21 protein-coding genes are annotated in these 21,632 nt (G+C 64.3%); 1 reads left to right on the top strand and 20 read right to left on the bottom strand.

The genetic code is table 11. The features are described 5' to 3' along the window. Nucleotides 1-45: 45 nt before the first annotated feature. On the top strand, nucleotides 46-306 hold the full coding sequence (locus FJ988_RS16115; protein ID WP_246688565.1) for a cupin domain-containing protein: 261 nt from the start codon (nucleotides 46-48) through the stop codon (nucleotides 304-306). A 47-nt stretch (nucleotides 307-353) separates the two neighbouring features. Here the strand turns inward: FJ988_RS16115 and FJ988_RS16110 are convergent, their stop codons facing one another. The 20 genes from FJ988_RS16110 to FJ988_RS16015 form a co-directional block, all read right to left on the bottom strand. Beyond that, nucleotides 354-1,997 carry an MFS transporter gene (locus tag FJ988_RS16110; protein WP_140819321.1) on the bottom strand — a complete coding sequence of 548 codons (1,644 nt, stop codon included), beginning with the start codon at nucleotides 1,995-1,997 and terminating at the stop codon, nucleotides 354-356. Nucleotides 1,998-2,147: 150 nt separating this feature from the next. Further along, nucleotides 2,148-4,013: an asparagine synthase (glutamine-hydrolyzing) gene (gene asnB / locus FJ988_RS16105; protein ID WP_140819320.1), complete on the bottom strand. Its 1,866-nt coding sequence runs from the start codon at nucleotides 4,011-4,013 to the stop codon at nucleotides 2,148-2,150. 151 nt (nucleotides 4,014-4,164) lie between these two features. After that, nucleotides 4,165-4,431, bottom strand: a complete 267-nt coding sequence (fliQ, locus tag FJ988_RS16100) for a flagellar biosynthesis protein FliQ (protein WP_140819319.1) — start codon at nucleotides 4,429-4,431, stop codon at nucleotides 4,165-4,167. Between the two features lie 11 nt (nucleotides 4,432-4,442). Beyond that, the gene (gene flgD, locus FJ988_RS16095) at nucleotides 4,443-4,838 is read right to left on the bottom strand and encodes a flagellar hook assembly protein FlgD (protein ID WP_181183553.1); all 396 of its coding nucleotides are present in this window, start codon (nucleotides 4,836-4,838) and stop codon (nucleotides 4,443-4,445) included. Between the two features lie 15 nt (nucleotides 4,839-4,853). After that, on the bottom strand, nucleotides 4,854-5,291 hold the full coding sequence (gene flbT / locus FJ988_RS16090; protein ID WP_140819317.1) for a flagellar biosynthesis repressor FlbT: 438 nt from the start codon (nucleotides 5,289-5,291) through the stop codon (nucleotides 4,854-4,856). Next, nucleotides 5,288-5,635, bottom strand: coding sequence for a flagellar biosynthesis regulator FlaF (gene flaF / locus FJ988_RS16085; protein WP_140819316.1), 348 nt, complete (start codon nucleotides 5,633-5,635; stop codon nucleotides 5,288-5,290). Before flaF ends, flbT begins: the two co-directional genes overlap by 4 nt. Before the next feature lie 31 nt (nucleotides 5,636-5,666). Next, nucleotides 5,667-6,716 carry a flagellar hook-associated family protein gene (locus tag FJ988_RS16080; RefSeq protein WP_140819315.1) on the bottom strand — a complete coding sequence of 350 codons (1,050 nt, stop codon included), beginning with the start codon at nucleotides 6,714-6,716 and terminating at the stop codon, nucleotides 5,667-5,669. Between the two features lie 3 nt (nucleotides 6,717-6,719). After that, nucleotides 6,720-8,171 carry a flagellar hook-associated protein FlgK gene (gene flgK / locus FJ988_RS16075; protein WP_140819314.1) on the bottom strand — a complete coding sequence of 484 codons (1,452 nt, stop codon included), beginning with the start codon at nucleotides 8,169-8,171 and terminating at the stop codon, nucleotides 6,720-6,722. A gap of 30 nt (nucleotides 8,172-8,201) precedes the next feature. Continuing rightward, nucleotides 8,202-9,452, bottom strand: coding sequence for a flagellar hook protein FlgE (locus FJ988_RS16070; RefSeq protein ID WP_140819313.1), 1,251 nt, complete (start codon nucleotides 9,450-9,452; stop codon nucleotides 8,202-8,204). Nucleotides 9,453-9,543: 91 nt separating this feature from the next. Beyond that, complete coding sequence (locus tag FJ988_RS16065; RefSeq protein ID WP_140819312.1) at nucleotides 9,544-10,212, bottom strand: response regulator transcription factor; 669 nt, start codon at nucleotides 10,210-10,212, stop codon at nucleotides 9,544-9,546. A gap of 220 nt (nucleotides 10,213-10,432) precedes the next feature. Next, nucleotides 10,433-11,002 carry a transglycosylase SLT domain-containing protein gene (locus FJ988_RS16060; protein ID WP_246688564.1) on the bottom strand — a complete coding sequence of 190 codons (570 nt, stop codon included), beginning with the start codon at nucleotides 11,000-11,002 and terminating at the stop codon, nucleotides 10,433-10,435. Further along, nucleotides 10,953-12,326, bottom strand: coding sequence for a flagellar hook-length control protein FliK (locus FJ988_RS16055; protein WP_140819311.1), 1,374 nt, complete (start codon nucleotides 12,324-12,326; stop codon nucleotides 10,953-10,955). Before FJ988_RS16055 ends, FJ988_RS16060 begins: the two co-directional genes overlap by 50 nt. Next, a complete protein-coding gene (locus tag FJ988_RS16050) occupies nucleotides 12,323-13,750 on the bottom strand; it encodes a chemotaxis protein MotC (protein ID WP_140819310.1) in 1,428 nt (475 codons plus the stop codon). The genes FJ988_RS16055 and FJ988_RS16050 overlap by 4 nt, the downstream gene beginning before the upstream one ends. Continuing rightward, nucleotides 13,747-15,192, bottom strand: a complete 1,446-nt coding sequence (locus FJ988_RS16045; RefSeq protein ID WP_140819309.1) for a MotB family protein — start codon at nucleotides 15,190-15,192, stop codon at nucleotides 13,747-13,749. The genes FJ988_RS16050 and FJ988_RS16045 overlap by 4 nt, the downstream gene beginning before the upstream one ends. Continuing rightward, complete coding sequence (locus FJ988_RS16040; protein ID WP_140819308.1) at nucleotides 15,189-15,818, bottom strand: hypothetical protein; 630 nt, start codon at nucleotides 15,816-15,818, stop codon at nucleotides 15,189-15,191. Before FJ988_RS16040 ends, FJ988_RS16045 begins: the two co-directional genes overlap by 4 nt. A gap of 3 nt (nucleotides 15,819-15,821) precedes the next feature. After that, the gene (gene fliF, locus FJ988_RS16035) at nucleotides 15,822-17,477 is read right to left on the bottom strand and encodes a flagellar basal-body MS-ring/collar protein FliF (protein WP_140819307.1); all 1,656 of its coding nucleotides are present in this window, start codon (nucleotides 17,475-17,477) and stop codon (nucleotides 15,822-15,824) included. A 182-nt stretch (nucleotides 17,478-17,659) separates the two neighbouring features. Then, the gene (locus tag FJ988_RS16030) at nucleotides 17,660-18,727 is read right to left on the bottom strand and encodes a flagellin (RefSeq protein ID WP_140819306.1); all 1,068 of its coding nucleotides are present in this window, start codon (nucleotides 18,725-18,727) and stop codon (nucleotides 17,660-17,662) included. 457 nt (nucleotides 18,728-19,184) lie between these two features. After that, entirely contained in the window at nucleotides 19,185-20,180 is a 996-nt protein-coding gene (locus FJ988_RS16025; RefSeq protein ID WP_140819305.1) for a flagellin, read from the bottom strand. A gap of 219 nt (nucleotides 20,181-20,399) precedes the next feature. Beyond that, entirely contained in the window at nucleotides 20,400-21,131 is a 732-nt protein-coding gene (fliP, locus tag FJ988_RS16020) for a flagellar type III secretion system pore protein FliP (protein WP_140819304.1), read from the bottom strand. Further along, nucleotides 21,128-21,622 (bottom strand): flagellar basal body-associated FliL family protein, encoded by a 495-nt coding sequence (locus tag FJ988_RS16015; RefSeq protein WP_140819303.1) that lies wholly within the window; start codon nucleotides 21,620-21,622, stop codon nucleotides 21,128-21,130. Before FJ988_RS16015 ends, fliP begins: the two co-directional genes overlap by 4 nt. Between the last annotated feature and the right edge of the window lie 10 nt (nucleotides 21,623-21,632).

Below are 21,632 nucleotides of genomic sequence, written 5' to 3'. Positions count from 1 at the left end.
CACATGGAAACCACTGCCCCCGTTGCCTTAGTCATGGAGACAGCCTTGATCGATCTTTCGACCTTCCGCGACCTCGCCACGGCCGATATTGGCATCTGGGAATGCACGCCCGGCCGGTTCACCGCCGACCGGTCGGGCTCGTCGGAGATCTGCCACATAATCCCCGGCCGCGTTGAGGTCAGCCGCGCCGACGGCGAGATGCATGAACTCGGGCCTGGCGACCTGCTCGTCTTGCCGCAGGGCTGGAAAGGCGAGTGGCACATCCACGAGACGCGCAAGCTCTACATGATCCACAGTCCCGGCTGATCGCCTAGAGTGGCGTCGCCATGCTCGGCCGCGAATGCCGGTCGACCTCAGTGATCGATCGGGCCCTTGGGTGACACGATCGTCGTGCCCGCGGTCGTCGGGCGTTCGATCATGCGGCGCACGCGCGGCGGGTCCTCGCCGCTGTGCAGCGCCCGCACCCGTTCGCCGATCACGGCATCGGCGTGGGTGGCGCGCCGGTTGTGGCGGATATACTCGACCCAGGTCGGGGTGTGGTAGTGCTCGATCCACACGGTCGGGTTCTCGAGATCGCGCGCGAGCGTCCAGTTGCGGGCGCCGTCGCGGCGGCGGATGCGGCCGCGTTCAGCCATGGCGGCCAGGAACTCCGGCACGTCCTCCTCGCGGATGATGTATTCGATCATGATGGCGATCGGACCGCTGCGCGGCTTGAGATCGAGCGACAGCATCGGCTCCTTGAAGCGGTTGAGTGGATCGAGGTTGAGCAACGTCTGCCTCGGCAGTGGCAGGACGAGGCCGATGGCGCCGCCAGCAAGCATGGCGATGGCCGCCGCGATCAGCGCGGTCTCGGCGCCATGCGCATCGGCGACGACGCCCCAGATCCAGCTGCCCAGCGCGATGCCGCCGAAGGTAGCCGTCTGGTAGATCGACAACACGCGGCCGACCACCCAGCGCGGCGTCGACATCTGCACCGTGACGTTGAAGTGCGATAGCGCGATCACCCAGCAGGCGCCGCCGATCAGAAGGCCCGCCGCCGTCTGCCAGGCATTGTCGCTGACGGCGGCGTTGAAGGCGCAGACCGCGAAGCCGGCAAAAGCCATGCGCACCATCGTCTCGCTGGACAGCAACTGCCGCAACCTGACGCTGATCAGCGCGCCGCCGACCGCGCCGATGCCGAAGGCGCCGAGCATGATGCCATAGGTCAGCGCGTCGCCCTTTACGACGTCGCGCGCCACCAGCGGCAGCAGCGCGAGCACGGCGCCGGCGCTGAAGCCGAAGGCTGCGCCGCGCACCAGCACCTTGGCGATGTTGGGCGACATGGCGACATAGCGCAGGCCAGCGCCCATCGCCGCACCCAGCGACTCGCGCGGCAATGTCTGCGCCGGCACCTCCGGCTTCCAGCGGGTGAGCACGACGATCAGGCCGATATAGCTGACGGCGTTGGCGGCAAAGGCGGCGGCTGCGCCCGCGGCCGCGACGATGACGCCGCCGATGGCCGGGCCGACGCTGCGCGTGATGTTGAAGCCCAGCGAATTCAGCGCCACCGCCGCCGGCACCTTGGTGCGCGGCACCATATCGCCGACCGAGGCCTGCCAGGCCGGGCTGTTCAGCGCCGTGCCGCTGTCGATCAGGAAGGTGAAGGCAAGCAGCGTCCAGGGCGTGATCCAGCCATACCAGGTGAAGAGGGTGAGCAGCGCCGAGACGACCAGCATGAAGGTCTGCGCGACTAGCATGACCATGCGGCGGTTGAAGCTGTCGGCAATGGCGCCGGCGACCAGCGCGAACAGCATGATCGGCAAGGTGGTGGAGGCCTGGACCAGCGCCACCTGGTAGGAGGAGGTGGCAATCGTCGTCATCATCCAGGCGGCGCCGACGCCCTGGATGAGGCCGCCGAAATTCGACACCAGATTGGCCGACCAGACGGCGCGGAAAATGCCATGCCGGAACGGCGCCAGCGCGGAGACGCGTTCGCTGTCCGGCTCGTCGTCCATCATCGCTGCCGTTCCGCCTCTGCCTATAGAACCTGGCCCGCCGCGCTTCGGCGAGTCGTCAAAGAGTGCGGCCCAACAACAGGAAGGCAAAGGCGAAAATGCGTCGGCGAAGCATTAAACCAAGCATCTCGCCGCTCTGGACCAATTTTATCGCTATCTGGCCTTCGCCGCCTCGCGATGCAGCGCTTCGGTGAGGCTCTCCGGCGTCTCGCCGCCCAGATAGAGCCGAAGCAGAATTTCCATGCCGACGAGGCGCAGTCTCGACGGTTCCTGCCTCTTCGCCATTTCGGTCAGGTCCTCGACTTCGGACGACGACCACTTCATGGCATCGCGCAGCAGGCCGCCGCGCAGCAGGCCTTGCGTACCGGCGGAGAAAGCCTCGGACATCTGAAAGCCGTTCTTTGCCGCGCGGATGTTCTGGCGCGGCAGATGGGTTTCGGCGACCTGTTTGAGCAGCCACTTGCCGGTGCCGCCACGGTATTTGTGCCGCCTCGGCAGGTGGATCGCGAAGTCGATCAGCCGGTTCTCGAGGAACGGCACCCTGAGCTCGACCGACGCCGCCATGCTCAGCCTGTCGTGCCGGTGCAAAAGGTCCTGCAGGTGCGAGTAGAGATCGTAGAAGCAGCTTGCCAGGAAAGCGCGGTCATCCAGCGGCGATACACCTTCCAGCCTATCGAACAATTTGGTCTGCAGGAAGTTCAGTTCCGGCGACAGTGCCCGCTGCGCGATGTTGCGGTCCCAGGGCGAGCCGCGGCCGACCGAGTTGCGGAACGGCGCCCTGCGCAGCTGCGCGAACTTGCGGTCGCGCCGGGCTTTCGACTGGAACAGGCGCGGCAGCCAGGGCTGGCGCCACAGCCGCATCGTCGATGCCTGCCATTTGTAGCCGCCGAACAGCTCGTCGGAACCCTCGCCGGTGAGCAGCACCTTGACGCCGTCGGTGCGGCATTGCTCGGCAAGCGCCAGCAGGCCGGCATGGCTTGCATGCCAGCCATCGGTTTCGAGATGCCAGACGGCGCGCGGCCAGAGCGCGAAGAAACGGTCCTGATCGACGGGCACCCGGCGCAGGTCGACGCCAACATGGCGGCCGGTCCGCTCGGCGTCTTCGGCCTCGCTGGTGCCAAGCTTCGGGTCGACGACATAGGCGTGCATCTCCGGCCGGAAGTTCTTGGCAAGCGCTGTGATCAGGCCTGAATCGACGCCGCCACTGCAGGCGGCGGCGAGGCTGGTGTCGGCGATGCAGTGCAGCTCGACGCTTTGCTGGAGCAGGGTTTGCAGGGTCGCCATGTGCTCGGCGTCGGAAACTCGGTCACCGGCGATGCGCTCCGTCTTCAGCACATCGAGCACGTGCCAGTAGCGATGCTTTTCGATGCCGTCATCGCCGATCTTCCAGAGGCCGGCCGGCGGCAGGCGCTCGATGCCCTCGAAGACGCTGTAGCTCGAATCGCGGCTCTGCCAGGCGAGCCGCAAGGTGAGCTCGCGCGTGTCGACACGGCGCGGGAAATCGGCGCAGGCGAGAATGGCCTTGTCCTCGGAGGCGAACAGCAGCCTGCCCTCTGTCTCGGCGACTGACATCGGCTTGATGCCCAGCCGATCACGGGCGAGCCACAAGGCGTTGTCGCGGGCATCGAAGTAGGCGAAGGCGAACATGCCGTCGAACAGCGGCACGGCCTTTTCCGGCCCCCAGCGATGCAGGGCCTGCAGCACGACCTCGGTGTCGGAGACGCTGCGAAAGGTCAGGCCTTCCGCCTCTAGCTCCTTGCGCAGCGCGCGGTAATTGTAGACCTCGCCATTGTAGCAGAGGACCCCGTCGCCCGAGGCGGTCAGCATCGGCTCGCGGGCGGCGGGCGAGGGATCGATGATGGCAAGCCGGCGATGGCCGAGCGCCAGGCGGGCATTGTTCCAGCTGTCGTGGTCATCAGGACCGCGATGCGCCAAGGCCTGCATCATGCAGGCGACATCAGCAAGGTCGCCGCTGCCGATCGGATCGCGCTTTCGCCAGACGCCGGCTATCCCGCACATCGCCCGCCGTCCGCCTTTGCCTGATGCATCGCTTCCCGAAATCGTCTGAACAAAACGCCAGCCCGCGCGAAGACAATCTAACCGCTGGCACTCTGGCCGCAAGCGATCTTCCGACCTTGTGCGAGCGGTTCAGGATCCGCCCCGGCAGGCCTCAGAAACCGTGCTCGATGCGCTCGAAGATGACGTTGGTGAAAGCCGAGATCTGGCTGCCCATGAACGGGCCGGTCAACGCCACCACCAGCATGATGGCAACGATCTTGGGCACGAAGGTGAGCGTGATTTCCTGGATCTGGGTCAGCGCTTGGATGAGCGCGATGCCAATGCCGACGGCCATCGCCACCAGCACCACAGGGGCGGAGGCCGTGAGCACCGTCCATACCGCGTATTGGACGATATCGAGGGCGTCGGCCTCATTCATTCCGGTTCTTCCTAGCTTGCCGGCTTGATGGACACGCCTTCGCCGACGGGCACCTTGGTGCCGTCCTGCAGCACCGCGACCAGGCCGCTGCTCGACAGTGTCACCGACGCCACGGTTCCCGAGGTCTTGCCGTCGGCCGAGGTGATGTTGCGCCCGATGATCGCATCGGCCTGCGACAGCGCCGACGACGACATGATCTGGTCGAGCTTGGTGTTGGTCTGCACCGATTGTTCGACCTGCGAGAAGGTCGCGAGCTGCGCGACATACTGTGTGGAATCCATCGGCTTGGTCGGATCCTGGTTCTTCATCTCGGCGATGAGCAGCTTCAGGAACGACTGGTAGTCGACCGCCGTCTTCGAGGTCTGCGTGGTGCTGGAGTTTGCACCGGCCGGTATCGTCGTCGTCATGTCCACGGTCATGTCTTAAGCTCCCACCGCAAGCGCCCGCGGCGCTTCACGACTGTCGTCATTGTCCTCGAGCGCCTTGCGCTCGAGCGGATAAAGCGCCCGGATCGCCTTCAGCGCTTCGTAGATCTCATCCTCGCCGACCATGCGGTCGATCTGCTTCAAGGCCTTGCAGATGTCGGGATTGTAGAAACTTGCAATCAGCATCGGCAGCGAGCGGCGGAACATATCGCGGGCTTCCGCGGCGCCGACCGGATTGATCAGCATGATCTGCACGATGAAATAGAGCTGCCTGAGCGGCGTCGAGGCCTGATCGGCCTGGATGACATGGCTCTCAAGCAGGAATTGCACGTCGTTCATCAATTCGAGCGTGACCTTGCGGTCGACGCGGATAACGGCGCCGTTGATGTAGATCTTCTCGTTCGGCTTGAGCGAGATCTTCAGCGTGTTGGTCATTGGATGCCGTCTCGGATGATCTGCGAGACTTCGATCAATCCTTCGAAATTGTTGGTGCGGCCCTGGCGGATGTCCTCCGTCTCGCGCAGCAGCCACAGGCCGATGGAGATCAAATTGGCGCGTAGCTCTTTCGGCAGCGCGTTGTCGCTGGAGCCGAGATCCTCGACGAAGGTGGTCCAGATGCGGTTGGTGAAGTGCAGCGCTTCGACCGCTTCCATCGATTCGATGCCGACGGCAGAGGCCGCCGACAACATGTCGATCGAGCGCGTGAGAAGCTGTCGCTCCCTGTCCTTGGCGTCGGCGACGGAGTCGGTCTGGATGTCGGCGTAGGAGAATTGATACATGGTCGGCGCTCTGGCGTTCCGGGGTGAGGGTTCAGGTCAGATAGTTGAGCAGGCTGAGCTGCTGCAGACGCGCGGTCAGCGCGAAAGACGTTTCGATATGCTGCGTCAGGTCGGCTACACGGGTCGCCGCTTCCGCGGGATCTACGCCTTCGAGGTCGAGTATATGCTTCTCGAACAGGTCGACCTGGGTCTTCATGCGGTCGCTGGCGTCGGACACGCGCTGCTGCGCGAGGCCCGTTTCGGCCCGCACCTGTGTGATGCCGCCGATGGCATCGCCGACCAGCGCCTGCGCGCGGTCGACGACCGCGCTTTGGGCGGCTTCGCTGATGTTGCCGGTGAGCATGCTGCTGACCATCGCAGCCGCCATGGCGAGCTTGCGGATGCCTTGTTCGTTGGCGCTCACCGAGGTCTGGGTGGTTTCGTTGAGCGAGATACGGCTGGTGATCTGGTCGTCGGTGGCGCTCGACCAGTTGGCCTGCCAGCCGGCCCCCAGGAATTGCGGCTCGACCTGCGTGGTGATGAAGCCGTCCATCTGCGCGGCGGTGATGTTGGCCGCCGCCGGATCCGTCTGGGTGAAGCCGAAATAGCTTGAAAAGGCGGCGTCGAAGGCGGCCTTGGCCGGCGAGCCGGCGGCGTTGAAGTCGTCGATCGGCTTGACGTCGGTGTTGGTGCCGGCGAACAGATATTCGCCGTTGACGCTGGTGTTCAGGATGCCGGTCATCTGCTGCAGCGCCGAGGCGCCCGCAGTCTTAAGGATGCTTGTCGAGGAGTCGCCCGACACGCCGCTGGTCAACGCCGACAGGAAGCTCTGTGCGGTGGTGGCAAGCTGGCCGAGCGAATCCTGGGTCGAGGTCAGCCTCGCCCCGACCAGCGCGTTGGAATCGACGATGCCATTCAGCCGGTCGAGATCGCGCTGGAAGGTGACAGTCTGGGTCGTGCGGTTGCCGAGCGCGAGGCCGACATCGGCGACCTTGCCGGTCTGCGATTCCTTCGTCGCGTTGACGAGGTCGGCCTGCATCTTGGCCTGCTGGTAGCGCAGCGCGTTGGAGATGGCAGCTGAGGAAACGCCTGTCGCTTTCATGAATTATCCTACCGCGGCCATCAGGGAGTCCAGCATGTCGCTGACCGTTTTCATCATATGTGCGGACGCCTGATAGGTGTGTTCGAGATCAAGCAGCAGCGACATTTCCTGGTCGACATTGACGCCGGTGTCATTGGACAGCGCCTCGGCCGTGCGTGCCGCGAGCGCCTGCTTGCTTTCGGCATTGGTCGAGGCCTGCTGGCGCACACCTTCGAACCAGCCGATGGCATTGGCCGCATAATCGGAGACGCCGGAGGCGACGGTGATGCCGGCCGAGCTGTCGAAGGCCATCGGCTGATCGAGCTTGTTGCCATAGCTGATCAGCAGGTCCGAATAGGATGCGCCACCGGTGTTGACGACATAGGCGGCGCCGTTGGCGCCGCCATCGCGCAGGAGCGACGGGTCGCCGCCGGCGCTGGGATCCATCGCCGCGTTGACCTTGATCGAGCCGGCGAGGCCGTTAACAAGCGTGCCGGCGGCCGGAATTGCCGGCGCTCCGGACCAGGTGAACAGGCCCGTCGCATTGGGCTGCGAGGACGAGGTTTCGGCAAATGCCGTGACCAAGCCGCGCGCGATCTCGTCGAGCTGGCTCTGCATGGTGGCGGCAACGCCGTCGCGCAGCTTCAGCATGCCGGCAAGCTTGCCGTCGGCCGTGGTGTTGTCGCCGGTGCCGGCCGACAGCGGCACGTTGTCGATGTAGACCGTGTTGCCGGGGGTGCCGGCGCTGTAGCCCGACGACGGCGTGAAGGTCACCGAGCGCGGTACCGTCTCGAACAGCGTCGTGCCATCCTTGGTGGTGATGACCATGTCGTTGTCGCCGCGCGTGAAGGTCGATACGGGGACATACTCCGCTATCTTCTTCAGCAGCGCGTCGCGCTGATCGAGCGCGTCGGACACGTCGGTTCCCGAGCGCGTGCCGGATATTACGGCCTTATTGGCGTCCTGGAACTGGCCGAGCAGCGAATTGAGGTCGCTGACTGCGGCCGAGATCTGGCTATCGGTCTGGGTCCTGAAATCCTGTATCGCCGTCGTGCCGCTGTTCAGCGAATTCACCACCTGCTTGGCGGCGTCGATGACGCTGGAGCCGAGGTTCTGGTTCGACGGTGTCGTGGCGTAGAGCTGCAGCGCCTGCTGCAGATTGGCGATCGCGGTCGATGGGGACGACGCATTGTCGACCCCGTTGACCGAGAGATCGAGCTGATCCATGCCGTTATAGAGCGCGCTCTGTCCGCTCCAGGCCGAGAGCGCCGAAAGGTTCTGGCGGAACAGAAGGTCGTTGGCGGTGCGCTGGATATCCACCGCCCGGGCGCCGGGCGACGTGCTGGTGACGACGGCGATGCGGCGCGTGTAATCCGGATTGGAGGCGTCGGCCACATTGCGTGACACGACGCTGGTCTGCTTGGAGGTGGCCAGCAGCGCGGACTGGGCAATGCTTAGTGCGGAGGAAAGCGACATGCGGATCTTTCACGGGCCGGCGCCCGTCGTTTATCTCTTCAGGTTGACAAGGACGTCCATGAGGTCGGAACCGGTCTGGAAGACTTTCGAATTGGCGGTGTAGCTGCGCTGCGCCGCGATCATGTCGGTCAGTTCCTCGGCGATATCGACGTTGGAATTCTCGAGCGCGCCGGAGACGATGGAGCCGAGCTTGCCCTCATTGGCAAAGCCGATGCGCACGGCACCGGAATCGGGGCTCTGCACATAGACATTGCCTGGCATGGCGGTGAGGTTGTCCGGGCTCTGAACGTCGGCCAGCGGGATCTTGTAAAGCGCCTTGGTCGAGCCGTCCTCGTACTGCGCGTAGATGACGCCATCCTGGCCGATCTGGATCTTCTGGATGGAGCTCGGCGCGTTGCCGTTGACCTTGGCGTCGGCGACGGTGAAGCCGGTGCCGAGCTGGGTAACCTGGGAGAGATCGAGGTCGAGGGTCGATCCGCCCGGCACCGTGAAGGAGATGTTGTCTGTGCCGGTGATCTTGCCCGTGGTGGTGTCGAAGGTCAGGTTCTGCGACGCCAGCGCGCCGCCGGTATAGGGGAAAGAAGTTCCTGCGGTGGCCTTCGACTGATCGAAAACCGAGACCTGCCAGGTGCCGGCGCCGGTGTTGGTAAAATACACGTCGAGCAGCTTCTTGTTACCGAGATTGTCATAAGCAACCAGCGAAGTCTTGTTGGTGTATTCTGCGTTCGCGGCGTTGGAGGACGGCAGCGGGCCGGCGGGCGGGGTGGCGCCCGCGGGCAGATTGCCGGAGAAATTGCCTTCCGTGCTCGGCGTCGCCGTCATCGCCTGGTCGGAAATCTGCACCGGCACTAGGCCCTCGAAGCCGTTTGCCGTGGCGGCCGGTTCGCCATTGGCATAGCTGTAGGCCATCAGCTGGTAGCCCGCCGCATTGACCAATCTGCCCTGCGCATCGGGGACGAACGAACCGGCGCGCGTGAGATAAGGCGTGCCGCCGGCATCCTGCACGACGAAGAAGCCGTCGCCGTTGACGGCGAGGTCGGAAACGGAAGTGGTGTACTGCAGGACGCCCTGCGTGCTGATGGAGGAGCGGATCGTCGTCGTCACGCCGCCGGAATTGTAGGCGCCGCCGGTGCTAGGCATGATCAGCGTCGAGAATTCGGCTGAGGAGCCTTTGTAGCCGGTGGTGTCCGAGTTGGCGATGTTGTCCGCCACCGCGGACAAGCGGTTGGCCTGGGCGTTCATGCCGGAAACGCCGGTCCGCATCATTCCGTAGAGGCTCATCGATAGATCTCCGCAGTGCCTGGGTAGGAGGCCATGAAAATATGCCTCGTGTCTTGCGCGAGGCTGGCGCGAGACGTGCCGGAAGCAGCCATCAAAACACCAGCCGGTAGCCGAGGAATCTCTTCGAATCGATCGGGTCGCGGCCGAGCTTTTCGCGCAGCTTCTTGCGCAGCTTCGAGATGTGGCTTTCCACCACGTTCTCCTCGACCTCTTCGTCGAAGATGCCGTAGATGGCGTTGAACACCTGCGTCTTGGTCACGCGCCGGCCGCGGTTGCTGGCCAGATATTCCAGGATACGCCGTTCGCGACGTGGCAGCGGCAGCGGCTCGCCGTCGATCTCGGGATCGCGGCCGTCCATGAAGATGCGCATCGAGCCGACTTCCGTATAGGCGGCCTCCTCATGAGCGCGGCGGCGGATGGCGGTGATGCGGGCAAGGATCTCGCGGATGTGGACCGGCTTGCGCACGACGTCGTCGACGCCGCTCTCGAACAGCCGCAGTGTATGTTCGAGCGAATGCTGCTCGCTGAGCGCTATCACCGGCGCGCCGGTACGGTCGCGGAGCTGTCTTGGCGACACGCTGCCCTCGCGGCAATCGCCGATGAGGAAGGCACGAACGGATCTGAGATCGGTATCGGCGGCGGAACTGACCCATTCGCCGAATTCGCCGGGAGCGAAGCCCGCGGTGGCGACGCCTTCGCGATCGAAAAGCGAAGAGTAGCCATCCGTTACGAGCTCTCGCTCATCAACAATCACGATCATAGATCCGCCCCCGAATCAGCACATCTGCCCTATGGGGAAAGCGGTACCCGCCGCGGCGAATCCTGGAAAACCGTCATTTCTTGTAACTATTTTCTTGGGAGTTTTTTTGGGAGGCGTAATAAAGTCGTTGCGTGCGTGTATCTCGCGAGCAAATACCGAACGGTATTGATGGCCGTCGCAAGCTTCGAAACGGGCTCGACGGATCATCCGGGATCGACAACTATTGATTGCAGAAGTTGCTGGCGTTCGGCGTCCATTTGCCAAAGCCGGTGGCGACCATGTTGGCAATGACGCGGCAGACATAGATCTTCTGCGCCGGGTCGTTGTTGGGGCCGGCGTGATAGCGCGCGACAGCCATCGACCAGGTCATGTGGCGGGCATGCAGGCTGGCAAGGAAGCGCGCCGCATAGTCGACGTTCTGGTGCGGATCGAGCATGTCCTCGACGCTGCGGAAATGGTCGCCATGATAGTGGTGGTTGATCTGCATGCAGCCGAGGTCGATCAATGTCTTGCCCTCGCGGCGGGCATTCTCGAACGTCGCGAGCGCCTCCGTACGGCTGCGCGGGAAGACAGCTTTTCCCTCTATATTCAGCGCGTTAGGCTGCAGGCTGCCTTTCTTTCCGGTTTCGGTCAGGCCGACCGCATACAAAATGCCAGCCGGCACACCGTAACGATCGGCGGCGCGCAGTATCTCCGGTTCGCAAGGATTGGCGGAGGCGTTGGCCGCGCCAGCGGTGAGGCTAGATAAACATATCGTCGCCAGCGCGCTCGCGATGCGGCGACGCAGCATTGCCGAAATCCTGGGCGCCATTGCCTTCGTCCCTTCCCGATTGCCGGCCGCCACCGGCGCTGTTGCCTCCCGAATTTCCCGGCTGGAACGAAGGCTGGTCGCTGGCCGTGGACATCGGCATCGCACCGTTCGCATCGGCGCGGCTTGCCGCATGCGCTGCTATCGCCGGTTGCAGGATGGTCACATGGTCGACGTCGAAACCGAGGCTGCGCATCGACTTGACGATGGCATCGCTGTCGGTGGTGAGACGGCGATATGCCTCGTGCGTTTCCGGTTTCATCTCAATTGAAAGTTGCTCACCCTGGAGTCGCAGGCTTGCGGTGACCGCGCCGAGTTCCGCAGGATGCAGCTCGATCTTGAGGACATGTGTCGGAACGGCAACAGAATTGTTCGTCTGCTGGCCTGCCGCGGTGCTTGAGAAGCTCTGCTGAACGGTTTTATCCGAGGCAATCGCGTCGACCAGCGCCGATGTCGTCTGGCTCATCGGGTTTTGCGCCGGCGCCGGGAAGCTCTGCTGGCTGACGACTTCCGTGCGCGCGCCGGAGGCTGAGGATCTGGCTTGTCCTTGCGATGTGCCCGACTGCGATTGCAGCGCGGCCTTCGCGGCGCCTGGCCGCCAGCTTTGCGGCAGCGCGCCGTCGCCCTGCGCCGGATCTGCCTGCGCAGGCGAGGTGTCGCTGGCGGGATGGCCCGGCAGCTCAAGATTGGCGGTTGCCTTTACCGGCTTCTGCCCGAAATCAGGTCCGGCTTCGTCCGTGGCGCCAGCGCGCGCCGACTGCGCCGATGGCTCGGCGGGATCGTCGAATGCCGTGTCTTTGCCTTGGCGCAGCCGCAGGTCCAGCGCCGCCGCCGGTTGGCCGTTGCCGGCGATCTCTTCGCCGCCGGCGGAGTCGTTGCCGCCCGCTCCCGATGTCGCGGCGAAATGCTTCATGTCGCCCAATGCCATCAGCAGCGGCAGGCGGTCCTGCAGCGGTGCGGCATTGTCGGCTTGCGCCGCCGCCTCGATGCCTGTGGTCGCCTTGGCTTGTTCGGTCTGGGAATTGCCTTTGCCCGACTTGCCCGCGCCAGTCTTGTGCGAAGGAGATTTGCCCTGCGCGTCCTGATCCGACTCCTGCTTGCCGGCATTGGCCGACGCGCGTTTTACCTGATGCGGATCGGCCAACGCCGATGTGCTCGCGTGCCTGTCATGCCCATGGTCGGGCTTGTCGTTGCCGTGCACCATCTCGCCGAAATCCCGGTCCTTGTCCTTGCCGGCGGCAGCCTGCTGCCTGGGCTGAGTCTGGGACGAAGAAAATCCCGGCAGAGCCGGGCTGACGCTGGTCATTTGGGAGCGGCTCCGAGCAGTTGGTCGATCTTGTCGAGCTGACGGCGCGTGCTGGTCATCGCCGCGTCGATCTGGTCATTCGCATCAGGGGCGGCGCTCGAGGCCGGCGCCGACGCAGGCAGCACGGGCGCGGCGGAAGCCGCGTCGGTCCGCGCCGGAACCGGAGCCGGTTTGGATTGCGCCGTGGGCGGGGCAGGCGGCGGTGCGACCTGTCCGTCTGCCGCCGGTTTATCGGCCGCCGCCACCGCCGGCTGCTCCGACGCCACGCCTTCGACCGGCGGGAGGTCTGCATTCGCCTGATCGGCGGAGGAGGCATCGGCTGCAGGTTTGGTGACCTCGCCTTTCGCTGCCGCAACCGGCGCGGGTTTGTCCTTGGCGGCCGCCTTGACCGGCGCCACCACTTCGCCGACGACGGCCTGCGCCGCGTCGAGCAGGTCACGGTCACTTTCCGAAAGCTTGGCGCGATCGATCTTGCCGAGCTTGGTGCGCACCTCGCCGATGGTGGGCGAGGTCACGGTCGACAGGCTGGAATAGAGCTGGGCGCGCGGGTCGTCCTGATTGTCGCTGCCGTGGCGGCCCTTTTCCGCCTTGGCGGAAGCAAAGGCGGAAAGCTCGGTCAGACCGTCGATCGCGGCGCGACGCGCGATGCGAAGGTAGACCACCTTCTCGCGCTCGGGATCCATCATAGAGGTTATGTCGGCGATCTTGTCCTGGCTGATCGCCATGTGCAGCGTGATGACACCGGAGACGAAGGCATCGGCGAATTGGGCGGCATAGGGCGAATAGAGATAGGAGGCGACATATTGGGTGGAGGCGAGCGCGAAACGGGCGGCGTCGCCTTGCGCGGCCGCGATGGCAACCGAGCGACGAAGTGCTGCCTCGTCGACCAGCGTGCCCGGGCTGAGCAGCCGCGCCTCATCCAGGAACACGAGAGCGGCGGCGGGTTCCTCATTGGCGAGCAGCGAGCCCTTGACCAGGGCCAGGAAGGCGCCGAGGTCGCTCGGCACGCTCATCGGATCGATCGGCTTCAAGACCTCGATCGCGCCGGCCGGCCGGCCGTTCAGATAGGCGATGATGCCCTTGGCGATGGCGAGGTTCTGTGGATCGGGCGCCGCGCGCGACACCGCCGCAGCGACGGTGACGGGATTGCCGCCGCTCATGCCATAGACCAGCAAGGCGCGGAAATTCTTCGGCTCCTTGAAATCCTCGGCGTCCGAATCGCGCAGCCGGGCGTCGATCATTTCTAGGAGCTTTGCCTGCATCGGCAGGGCGGCATGGTCGCCTGCGGCGATGCGGTCCTGGATCAGTTGAAGCGAGCGCACCAACTGATAGGGCTGCAGCGCATCCTGCGCGAAAGCCTTCGGCGGCGCCGCAGTGAGGAGCAGGAGCGCTATTGCGCAGCCGATGACGGGTGCGCGTCTCATCCGCCGGCCGTCACCAGGATTTCGATGCGGCGGTTGGCTGCCGCCATCGGATCGGACGGGATTTTGGGCTTGCGATCGGCGAAGCCGGCGACCTCGGTAATGCGGCTTTCGTCGACGCCGCCGCGCACCAGCATGTAGTAGGCCGAATGGGCGCGCGCCGTGGACAGCCGCCAGTTGTCATAGGTGTCGCTGCGGAACGGCCTGGCGTCGGTGTGGCCGCCGATGGTGATGGTGCCCTTCTTCTCGTTGATGATGTGGGCGATCTTTTCCATCGCCAGCACCAGCTCGCGACGCGGCAGCGCAGAGCCGATCTCAAACATGCCGAAGTCGAGCTGGTCGGTGATCGAGATGACGACGCCCTTGTCGGTCGCTTCGACGGAAACGCCGTCGGCAAGTTTCTCGCCGGGCAGGAAGGCCTTGGCGAGTTCCTGCTTGATCTGCGCGGCTTCCTGAAGGGCGGCCTTGGTCGGCGCCTTGTCCTTCTCGGAGGGAGTTTGCTCCGCCTCGTTCTTTGGCGTCTTCGTCGCGTTGCTCGCGTCTGCGTCGGCGTCGTCGGTTTTTGCAGTATCGGCGACGGCAGCGTCGTGCTGGTCGGCGTGAGGCGTCTTGACATCTGCCTTCGCAGCTTCGCCTTTTTCGCCGGCAGTCTTGGTGGCCTTGCCCTCTATCGATGCCTGGCCATTATCGGCGTCAGTCTTGTCGGGCGTGGCCAGCGGCTGCAGCGGCGCAGCGGCCAGCGGCGGGGTGGTTGGAACGGCCTTTACCTTCGGCACTGCGGTCGTCGCGACCTTGTCGCCGGGCTTGACCGGATCGCCGTCGATCTTGGCGCGTTCGGCCGTCTCCTCGGCGCCGGGCGCTGCCACCTGCTGTGACCAGAAATCGGGCGCGAAGGGATCGCGATAGGATTCGCCGCCGGCGGCACCGGTCGCTGGTCCCGCGGCTTGCGCGCCGCCTTCGCCCTTGGGGCTGACATTCTGCATCACGCCGGTGTCGGCGGCGATCTCGGCCAGCACAGCATATGGATCGGCAAACAGATGCTCGTCGGAGAGATCGGCGTCCTGCTTGCCTTCCTTGGTCTGCCGGCGCTCGGAGGATCCGGCGCCGCCCTTGCCGTCATCGCCGGCCTTGGTCGCGCCATCCTGGGGATTGTCGGACGTCAGGCCGACCTTGCTCGGACCGTCGCCGAGATCCTCCAGACCCTTGCGGCTCGAGTTGCGATCGATGAGCTCGACCGGATTGAAATAGCTGGCGACGGCCGCCTTGGTCTGCTCGTTGGCGGCATTGATCAGCCACATGACGAGGAAGAAGCACATCATGGCGGTCATGAAGTCGGCGAAGGCGATCTTCCAGACGCCGCCGTGATGGCCGTCGTCGTGACCGTCACTGTGGCGCTTGACGATGATGATCTCGTGCGGGTGCTCGGCGTGGTCGACGGCGCTCATGACAGAACCTCGGACAATGAGGCGGACCATTCGGAGATGCGCGTCTCGAACACCGCTTCATCGATGGCGACTGTCAGGTCGAAGCCAGGCGCCTCGGTGAAATCCAGATTGTCCGCGCGGGCCCCAAGAGCGGCTTTCAACGGTTCGAACAGCGACAGCGGACCGCGCACGCCGATGCGCACGGCTTCGCCGTCGGCGATCGCGGTGCTGATGGTGCGGGCAAGGGCTGCCAGCGAGCGCTGCTGCAGGTCGTCGCTTACGATGCCGCCGATGATGCGGGCGACGGTTGCGCCGGTGAGTTCGGCGACGCGCGCTTCCATGGCTTCGATACGGGTCGCGACCGCGGCGCCGAGATCGCTGCCGAAGCTTTCGAGAAAGGCCTTGGCGGCGTCGTCATTGGCCTGGCGCTCGGCTTCGAGCGCCGCCTGGTGGGCGGCCGCAAGACGCACCTCCAGCGCGGCCTCGGCGTCGCCCACCGCCTCGGCGATCAGCGCGCCGATATCGGCCTGCGGCTGAGCTGCCGCCGGCTTGCGTTCGCCAGCTGCTGCGGCGGATGGAGCCGCGCCGCCGCCGGGCGCGCGCGGGCCAAAGTCGGGCAGGAGATCGAAGAGGGCTGCCGAGGCCATGACTTAAGCCGCCGCTTCCGGTGCGGCTGCCCATTTGCGCAGGATCTGCGCGGTGCGCTCCTCGTTGATGTCGACCATGCGCGCCAGCCGTTCCTGCGGCGCTGGGCGGATTTTCTGGCGCAGGTCGTCGAGCGGGTTGGCGCGAGCGCCCGGCAAGGCAGGGGCGGGCGGCGGCGGTTCGGCGGCAATAGCGGCAACGGCTTCCGGCGTCGGCAGCGAGCGCTGCACATCGTCGAAGCTCGGGCCGGCGAGTGCCGGCGGCTTGGCCTGCGCTGTCAGCGCGGCGGCCATCGGCTTCAGTCCGAAGAAGGCGACCAGGAAAACGACGACAATGAAGGCGCCGGCGTTGATCAGCGTGCCGGTGTAGGTGCCGATCGAGGCAAGGATGCCCGGCTGATCGACCGGCTCGCCGTCGAGGCCGCTGATGAACTCGACCGCCGAGACGTCGATGACGTCGCCGCGCTTGTCGTCGAAGCCGGTTGCCGAGGCCACCATCTTCTGGATCTCGGCGACACGCTTGGCGATCTGTTCCGGCGTGGCGTCCTTGCCGAGGATGGTCTTGAGGCGATCCTGGTTGACGACGACGGCGATCGACATCTTGGTGACCGTGTAGCCGTTCGAGACGGTGGCGATCTTCTTGGAGTTGATCTCGTAGTTGGTGACCTCTTCCTTGCGGTCGTTCTGCGAGGTGGATTGCGGCCCGTCAGTGGTGGTGGTCTGCGTCTCGGGCAGGTTCTGCTCGACGCTGGTCGGGGTCGAGGCCTGCTTCTGATTGCTGGCCTCGTTTGTCTTCACGGACTGCACCGAGCGCTCTACCCGCGATTCCGGATCGAAGATGGTCTCTTCGGTCTGGCGCGTGTCGGTGTTGACGTCTGCCTTGACGCTGGCGCGGAAATTGTCGGGGCCGAGATAGGGCGTCAGCGCGCGACGGATGTTGTCGCCGATCTGTGCCTCGACCGTCTGTTCGACGCCGAGCGTGCGGGCGGCGCTGGTGTTGGAGGGATCGTCGCCGGCGGCGAGCAGATTGCCGTTGGAATCGAGCACCGTGACCTTGTCGGCCGACAGGCCAGGAACCGCCGCCGCGACCAGGTGGCGGATCGACATGGCGCTCTTTTCGGCATCGTTGCCGGCGTAGCGGATGACCACGGAGGCGGAGGGCTGCTGTTCGTCGCGGCGGAAGTTGGCGCGCTCGGACATGACGATATGGACGCGTGCCGCCTTGACGCCGGCGATCGACTGGATGGTGCGCGCGATCTCGCCCTCCAGCGCGCGCACGCGGGTGATCTGCTGCATGAAGGAGGTGAGGCCGAGCGAGCCGACATTGTCGAACAGCTCGTAGCCGGCATTGGAACTGGTCGGCAGGCCCTTTTCGGCCAGCAGCATGCGCGCCTGCGCCGTGGTGCCGGCCGGCACCAGCACGGAGGTTCCGTCGGAGCCGACATCGAAGCCGATGCCGGCATCGGCGAGCACCAGGCCGATCTGGTTGACGTCGGAACGTTCGAGCCCGACATAGAGCGTCTCGTAGGCCGGGCGGTTGAGGTAGACCGAAGCGACGCCGATGACGGCCATGACCAGGGCCGCGATGCCGCCCATGAGCGCCAGGCGCCTGACGCCGAAGCTCTTCAAATTCGCGATGATGCTCTGGATCTGTTCCGGCACGATTCAACCGCCTTCAGCATGACTGTCCGCCGGAAGACTAGACCGCGAAGCTTGTGCGAGGATGATAGGCCGTCGCCGAAACGACGCTGGGCTCGAAGATCGGAAACGAAAGCCGGTTGGCAAGCAGAAAGGCCGCGCGCTGGCGCGGCCTTTCGATGAAAAGCTTCGTGTCAGGCCGAAGATCAGCCCTTGAACAGCGACAGGATCGACTGCGAGGAGCTGTTGGCGATCGACAGCGATTGGATGCCGAGCTGCTGCTGGACCTGGAGGGCCTGCAGACGGGTCGATTCCTTGTTCATGTCGGCATCGACGAGCTGGCCGACGCCGCGGTCGATGGAGTCCATCAGGCTTTGCGTGAAGGTTTTCTGCAGGTCGATCGAGCTCTTTGCGGCGCCAAGGATGGTGGCAGAGTCGGTAAGCTGGCTCATCACGTTGTCGATCTTGTTGACCATCTGAGTGATGATATCGTCGGTCACGCCCGGCGCCGTGATGTCGAGATTGAAGGCGGAGACGTTATCAACCTTGGCAACCGTCCCCGTGACAGCAGCCTGACCCGCCGTGTTGGCGGCAATGTCGGTCGATCCGCCCGCGATCGCGGCGGCATAGGCCGTGTCGTACTGGGATTGGGCCGCCGCGGTCGCATAGACCGAGGTCTGGCGGTCGATGATGCCCTGGTTCTTGACGTCGGTGGCAAGCCCGCTGTCGAACAGCTTGGTGCTCTCGACGTTGATGTCGATCGTGCCGAGCGAGATCGCGCCCGACGAGGAGCGATTGAACGAGGACACGATCTGAGAATCAGGCTGGACGCCGTCATTGGCGGCAGCGACCTGCTTGGACGTCACCGAAAGGTAGTTCGAGCCGGAGAAAGTGGCCGCATCGGCAAACGACTTCATCTGTGACTGAAGCGAGGTGATTTCGGTTTGCGTCTTTGCCTTGTTGGCATCCGTCTGGCCGATGGTCGACAACAGCTTGGTCTTCAGGTTGCCGATCGTCGTCAGCACGTTGTTCATGCCGGTATAGGCGGTGTCGACCTTCGAGGCGCCGAGACCCAGCGCATCCTGCACGGTGGACAGCGCCTGGTTGTCGGAACGCATGGTGGTGGCGATCGACCAGTAGGCGGCGTTGTCGGAGGCCTCGGAGACCCGGTAGCCAGTCGAGATTCTGGCCTGCGTCTGCTCGAGCGATTTGTTGGTGGCGTTGAGGCTTTGAAGTGCAGTTAACGCCGCGGCGTTCGTCATAATGCTTGCCAAGAAATTCGCTCCTTCTTCAAGCCGGCATGCCAAACAGGCCGGGTTCGGCCTGCCCATCGGTCGCGATCGTGCCGGTCGGGCCGATTCGACAACCTGTCATAAGTCATTGGTTAACCATAGCTAGCGCGATATGGTTAATGGCCTGTTAAAACTAAGCTTCGAGACGTTAAGAAACGAGGATTGTGCGAGCCTTGAGCGCAAGCGCTTTAAGCTGAAAATAGGTGCAGGCGGCGCGCTTCCAAATCTTTGCTGATACGTTTCGTTGTTCTGGAACTTCCGCACAACTTGTGGGCGATGCGTATTAGTAAGTCCTGAAAAGATCTTGCGTCGGGAATTGCTTCAAGCAGGGAGATATATTGAACGGTTTGCCGGCTCCGCGAAACCGCGAACGACACAACGCAAAACGGGCCGCGCTTTTGGCGCGGCCCGTTTGTCTTGATCGGTCAGTCTAGAGTGATCAGCCGCGGAAGAGCGACAGGATCGACTGCGACGATCCGTTGGCGATCGACAGTGCCTGGACGCCGAGCTGCTGCTGAACCTGCAGAGCCTGGAGGCGGGTCGATTCCTTGTTCATGTCGGCATCGACAAGCTGGCCGACGCCGCGATCGATGGAGTCCATCAGGCTCGAGGTGAAGGTCTTCTGCAGGTCGATCGAGCTCTTGGCGGCGCCGAGCTTGGTCGCGGCGTTCGTCATGGACTTGAGCGCGGCATCGACGACGTTCATCATTGCCTGGATCTGGGTGTCGCTGGCGGCAGTGGTGCCGGTGAAGATGGACAGGCCGGCGACCGTGTAGGTGTCGGTGGCCGCCGCAGCAGCGCCGAGCGTCGGTGCCGAGGCCGTGGCCACGACGCTACCATCGGTGCCGAGGCGGTTGGCATCGAGGATACCCTTAGACACGCCCGAGGCGGTACCGGCTTCGTACAGCTTGATGCTTTCCACGTTGACGTCGATCGTCGAGATCGAAACCGCACCAGCGGAGCTACGGTTGAAGGCCGAAACGATCTTGACGTCGGCGGCGGCGGTGGCCGTCGCGCCGCTGTTCACGGAAAGCATGTTGGTGCCGGAGAAGGTAGCGCCGTCGGCGTAGGCCTTCAGCTGGTCCTGAAGCGCCTTGATTTCGACCTGGGTCTTTTCCTTCGAAGCATCCGTCTGGCCGTAGGAAGCGGTCAGCTTCTGCTGGATCTGGTTGATGGTGGTGATCGCGCTGTCCATGCCGGTGTAGGCGGTGTCGACCTTCGAGGCGCCGAGGCCGAGGGCGTCCGAAACCGTGGACATGGCCTGGTTGTCGGAGCGCATCGTGGTGGCGATCGACCAGTAAGCGGCGTTGTCCGAAGCCTGGGAAACGCGATAGCCCGTCGAGATGCGGGACTGTGTAATGTCGAGGTTCTTCTGGGTGGCGGTCAAGCTCTGCAGAGCGGTCATAGCAGAGGCGTTGGTCATGATACTGGCCATGGTACTCGTACCTTATTTTTACACGGATTTTTTTGACATACCGGCATGCCCGGTATGACGGTGCGGCATCATGCCAATGATCTGTGGAACCCGATCACCCGCCATCTGCGAGCAATATGCGGGCAAGTCCCTACCAAAGCGCTAAATCGGACGGTTAATCGAAAATATATTGCACAAAATTCGGGCGAAATAGGACGGCATCGAGCACCCGCCCCGCCGTCAGGTAAAGGATCGCACCAGGCTGCCGACCAGAAGGTTCCAGCCGTCGATCAGCACGAAGAACAGGATCTTGAACGGCAATGACACCACAGTCGGCGGGAGCATCATCATGCCCATCGCCATGGTGACGGTGGCGACGATGAGGTCGATGACCAGGAACGGCAGCACGATGAGGAAACCGATCTCGAAGCCGCGCCGGATTTCCGAGATCATGAAGGCCGGCACCAGGATGCGCAGGTCGACGGTCTCGCGCGAAACGGTCTGGCCGCGCTCGCGGGCGAGGTCGGCGAAGAGGTCGAAATCCTTGTCGCGCACATTGTGCAGCATGAAGTCGCGGAAGGGACCCGAAATCTTTTCGAACGCTTCGGCCTGGGTGATCTGGTTGTCCATCAGCGGCTTGACGCCGGTGTTCCAGGCCTGGTCGAAGGTCGGCGCCATGACATAGAAGGTCATGAACAGGGACAGCGAGATGAGGATCAGGTTGGCCGGCGTCGACTGCAGGCCGATGCCGGCGCGCAGGATCGAGAAAGCGATGACGAAGCGGGTGAAGCTGGTCACCATGATCAGCAGGCCCGGCGCCACCGACAGCACGGTGAGCAGGCCGAACATCTGGATGAGATAGCCGACGGTGGTGCCGTCGGCTTTGCCGATGCCGCCGAGGTCGAGCTGCTGGGCCGCGGCGACCGAGGTGGTGGCGACGATGATCGCGGTGGCTACGAGGAACTTTCTCATTCGAGCAGCATCGTCCTGATCAGAACCTGTTTGACATGGCCGCCGCTGCGCAAGGCCGCGCGCTCGTCGAGATCGGCCTTGAGGTGCTGGTAGCCGCTGGCGCCTTCGATCTGGTGCAGCTTCAGCGTGCGCACGAAGGCCAAGAGGTCCTGGTGGACCTGTTCCGTCATTTCCGGCGGCTGCGGGGCGTCATAAAGCAGCGAGACCTCCAGCCGGATCCATATCTCCGACGGCGAGGCGAGATTGGTGGTGATCGATGCAAGCTGGACAACGGACGGCCCAGCGGCCGGCTTGCCGGCTTCCGCCGACTTCTCCGCTGTACCGGATTTCTCCGGGGCGGCGGGTACTGGCGCCGGCGTTTCGCCCTGCTTGAGATAGCCGCCGGAAACCCAGCCCATGCCGATGGCGGCGCCCGTCATGGCAAGCAGCATGGCAAGCTGGATGACCAGGGAAGGGCCCTTCTTGGGCGGCGCCTGTTCGACATTTGCCACGGCTCTGGTC

The organism is Mesorhizobium sp. CU3 (assembly GCF_006442965.1).
In the GTDB taxonomy this organism is placed as follows: domain Bacteria; phylum Pseudomonadota; class Alphaproteobacteria; order Rhizobiales; family Rhizobiaceae; genus Mesorhizobium.
Note: the sequence above shows the minus strand (reverse complement) of the source record. Positions and strands in the feature narration are given on the sequence as shown.

Bases quoted from the DNA above. Each gene is read 5' to 3' on its own strand.
- FJ988_RS16110 (WP_140819321.1), bottom strand. From the start codon at position 1,997: ATGATGGACGACGAGCCGGACAGCGAACGCGTCTCCGCGCTGGCGCCG.
- asnB (WP_140819320.1), bottom strand. From the start codon at position 4,013: ATGTGCGGGATAGCCGGCGTCTGGCGAAAGCGCGATCCGATCGGCAGC.
- fliQ (WP_140819319.1), bottom strand. From the start codon at position 4,431: ATGAATGAGGCCGACGCCCTCGATATCGTCCAATACGCGGTATGGACG.
- flgD (WP_181183553.1), bottom strand. From the start codon at position 4,838: ATGACGACGACGATACCGGCCGGTGCAAACTCCAGCACCACGCAGACC.
- flbT (WP_140819317.1), bottom strand. From the start codon at position 5,291: ATGACCAACACGCTGAAGATCTCGCTCAAGCCGAACGAGAAGATCTAC.
- flaF (WP_140819316.1), bottom strand. From the start codon at position 5,635: ATGTATCAATTCTCCTACGCCGACATCCAGACCGACTCCGTCGCCGAC.
- FJ988_RS16080 (WP_140819315.1), bottom strand. From the start codon at position 6,716: ATGAAAGCGACAGGCGTTTCCTCAGCTGCCATCTCCAACGCGCTGCGC.
- flgK (WP_140819314.1), bottom strand. From the start codon at position 8,171: ATGTCGCTTTCCTCCGCACTAAGCATTGCCCAGTCCGCGCTGCTGGCC.
- FJ988_RS16070 (WP_140819313.1), bottom strand. From the start codon at position 9,452: ATGAGCCTCTACGGAATGATGCGGACCGGCGTTTCCGGCATGAACGCC.
- FJ988_RS16065 (WP_140819312.1), bottom strand. From the start codon at position 10,212: ATGATCGTGATTGTTGATGAGCGAGAGCTCGTAACGGATGGCTACTCT.
- FJ988_RS16060 (WP_246688564.1), bottom strand. From the start codon at position 11,002: ATGCTGCGTCGCCGCATCGCGAGCGCGCTGGCGACGATATGTTTATCT.
- FJ988_RS16055 (WP_140819311.1), bottom strand. From the start codon at position 12,326: ATGACCAGCGTCAGCCCGGCTCTGCCGGGATTTTCTTCGTCCCAGACT.
- FJ988_RS16050 (WP_140819310.1), bottom strand. From the start codon at position 13,750: ATGAGACGCGCACCCGTCATCGGCTGCGCAATAGCGCTCCTGCTCCTC.
- FJ988_RS16045 (WP_140819309.1), bottom strand. From the start codon at position 15,192: ATGAGCGCCGTCGACCACGCCGAGCACCCGCACGAGATCATCATCGTC.
- FJ988_RS16040 (WP_140819308.1), bottom strand. From the start codon at position 15,818: ATGGCCTCGGCAGCCCTCTTCGATCTCCTGCCCGACTTTGGCCCGCGC.
- FJ988_RS16025 (WP_140819305.1), bottom strand. From the start codon at position 20,180: ATGGCCAGTATCATGACCAACGCCTCTGCTATGACCGCTCTGCAGAGC.
- fliP (WP_140819304.1), bottom strand. From the start codon at position 21,131: ATGAGAAAGTTCCTCGTAGCCACCGCGATCATCGTCGCCACCACCTCG.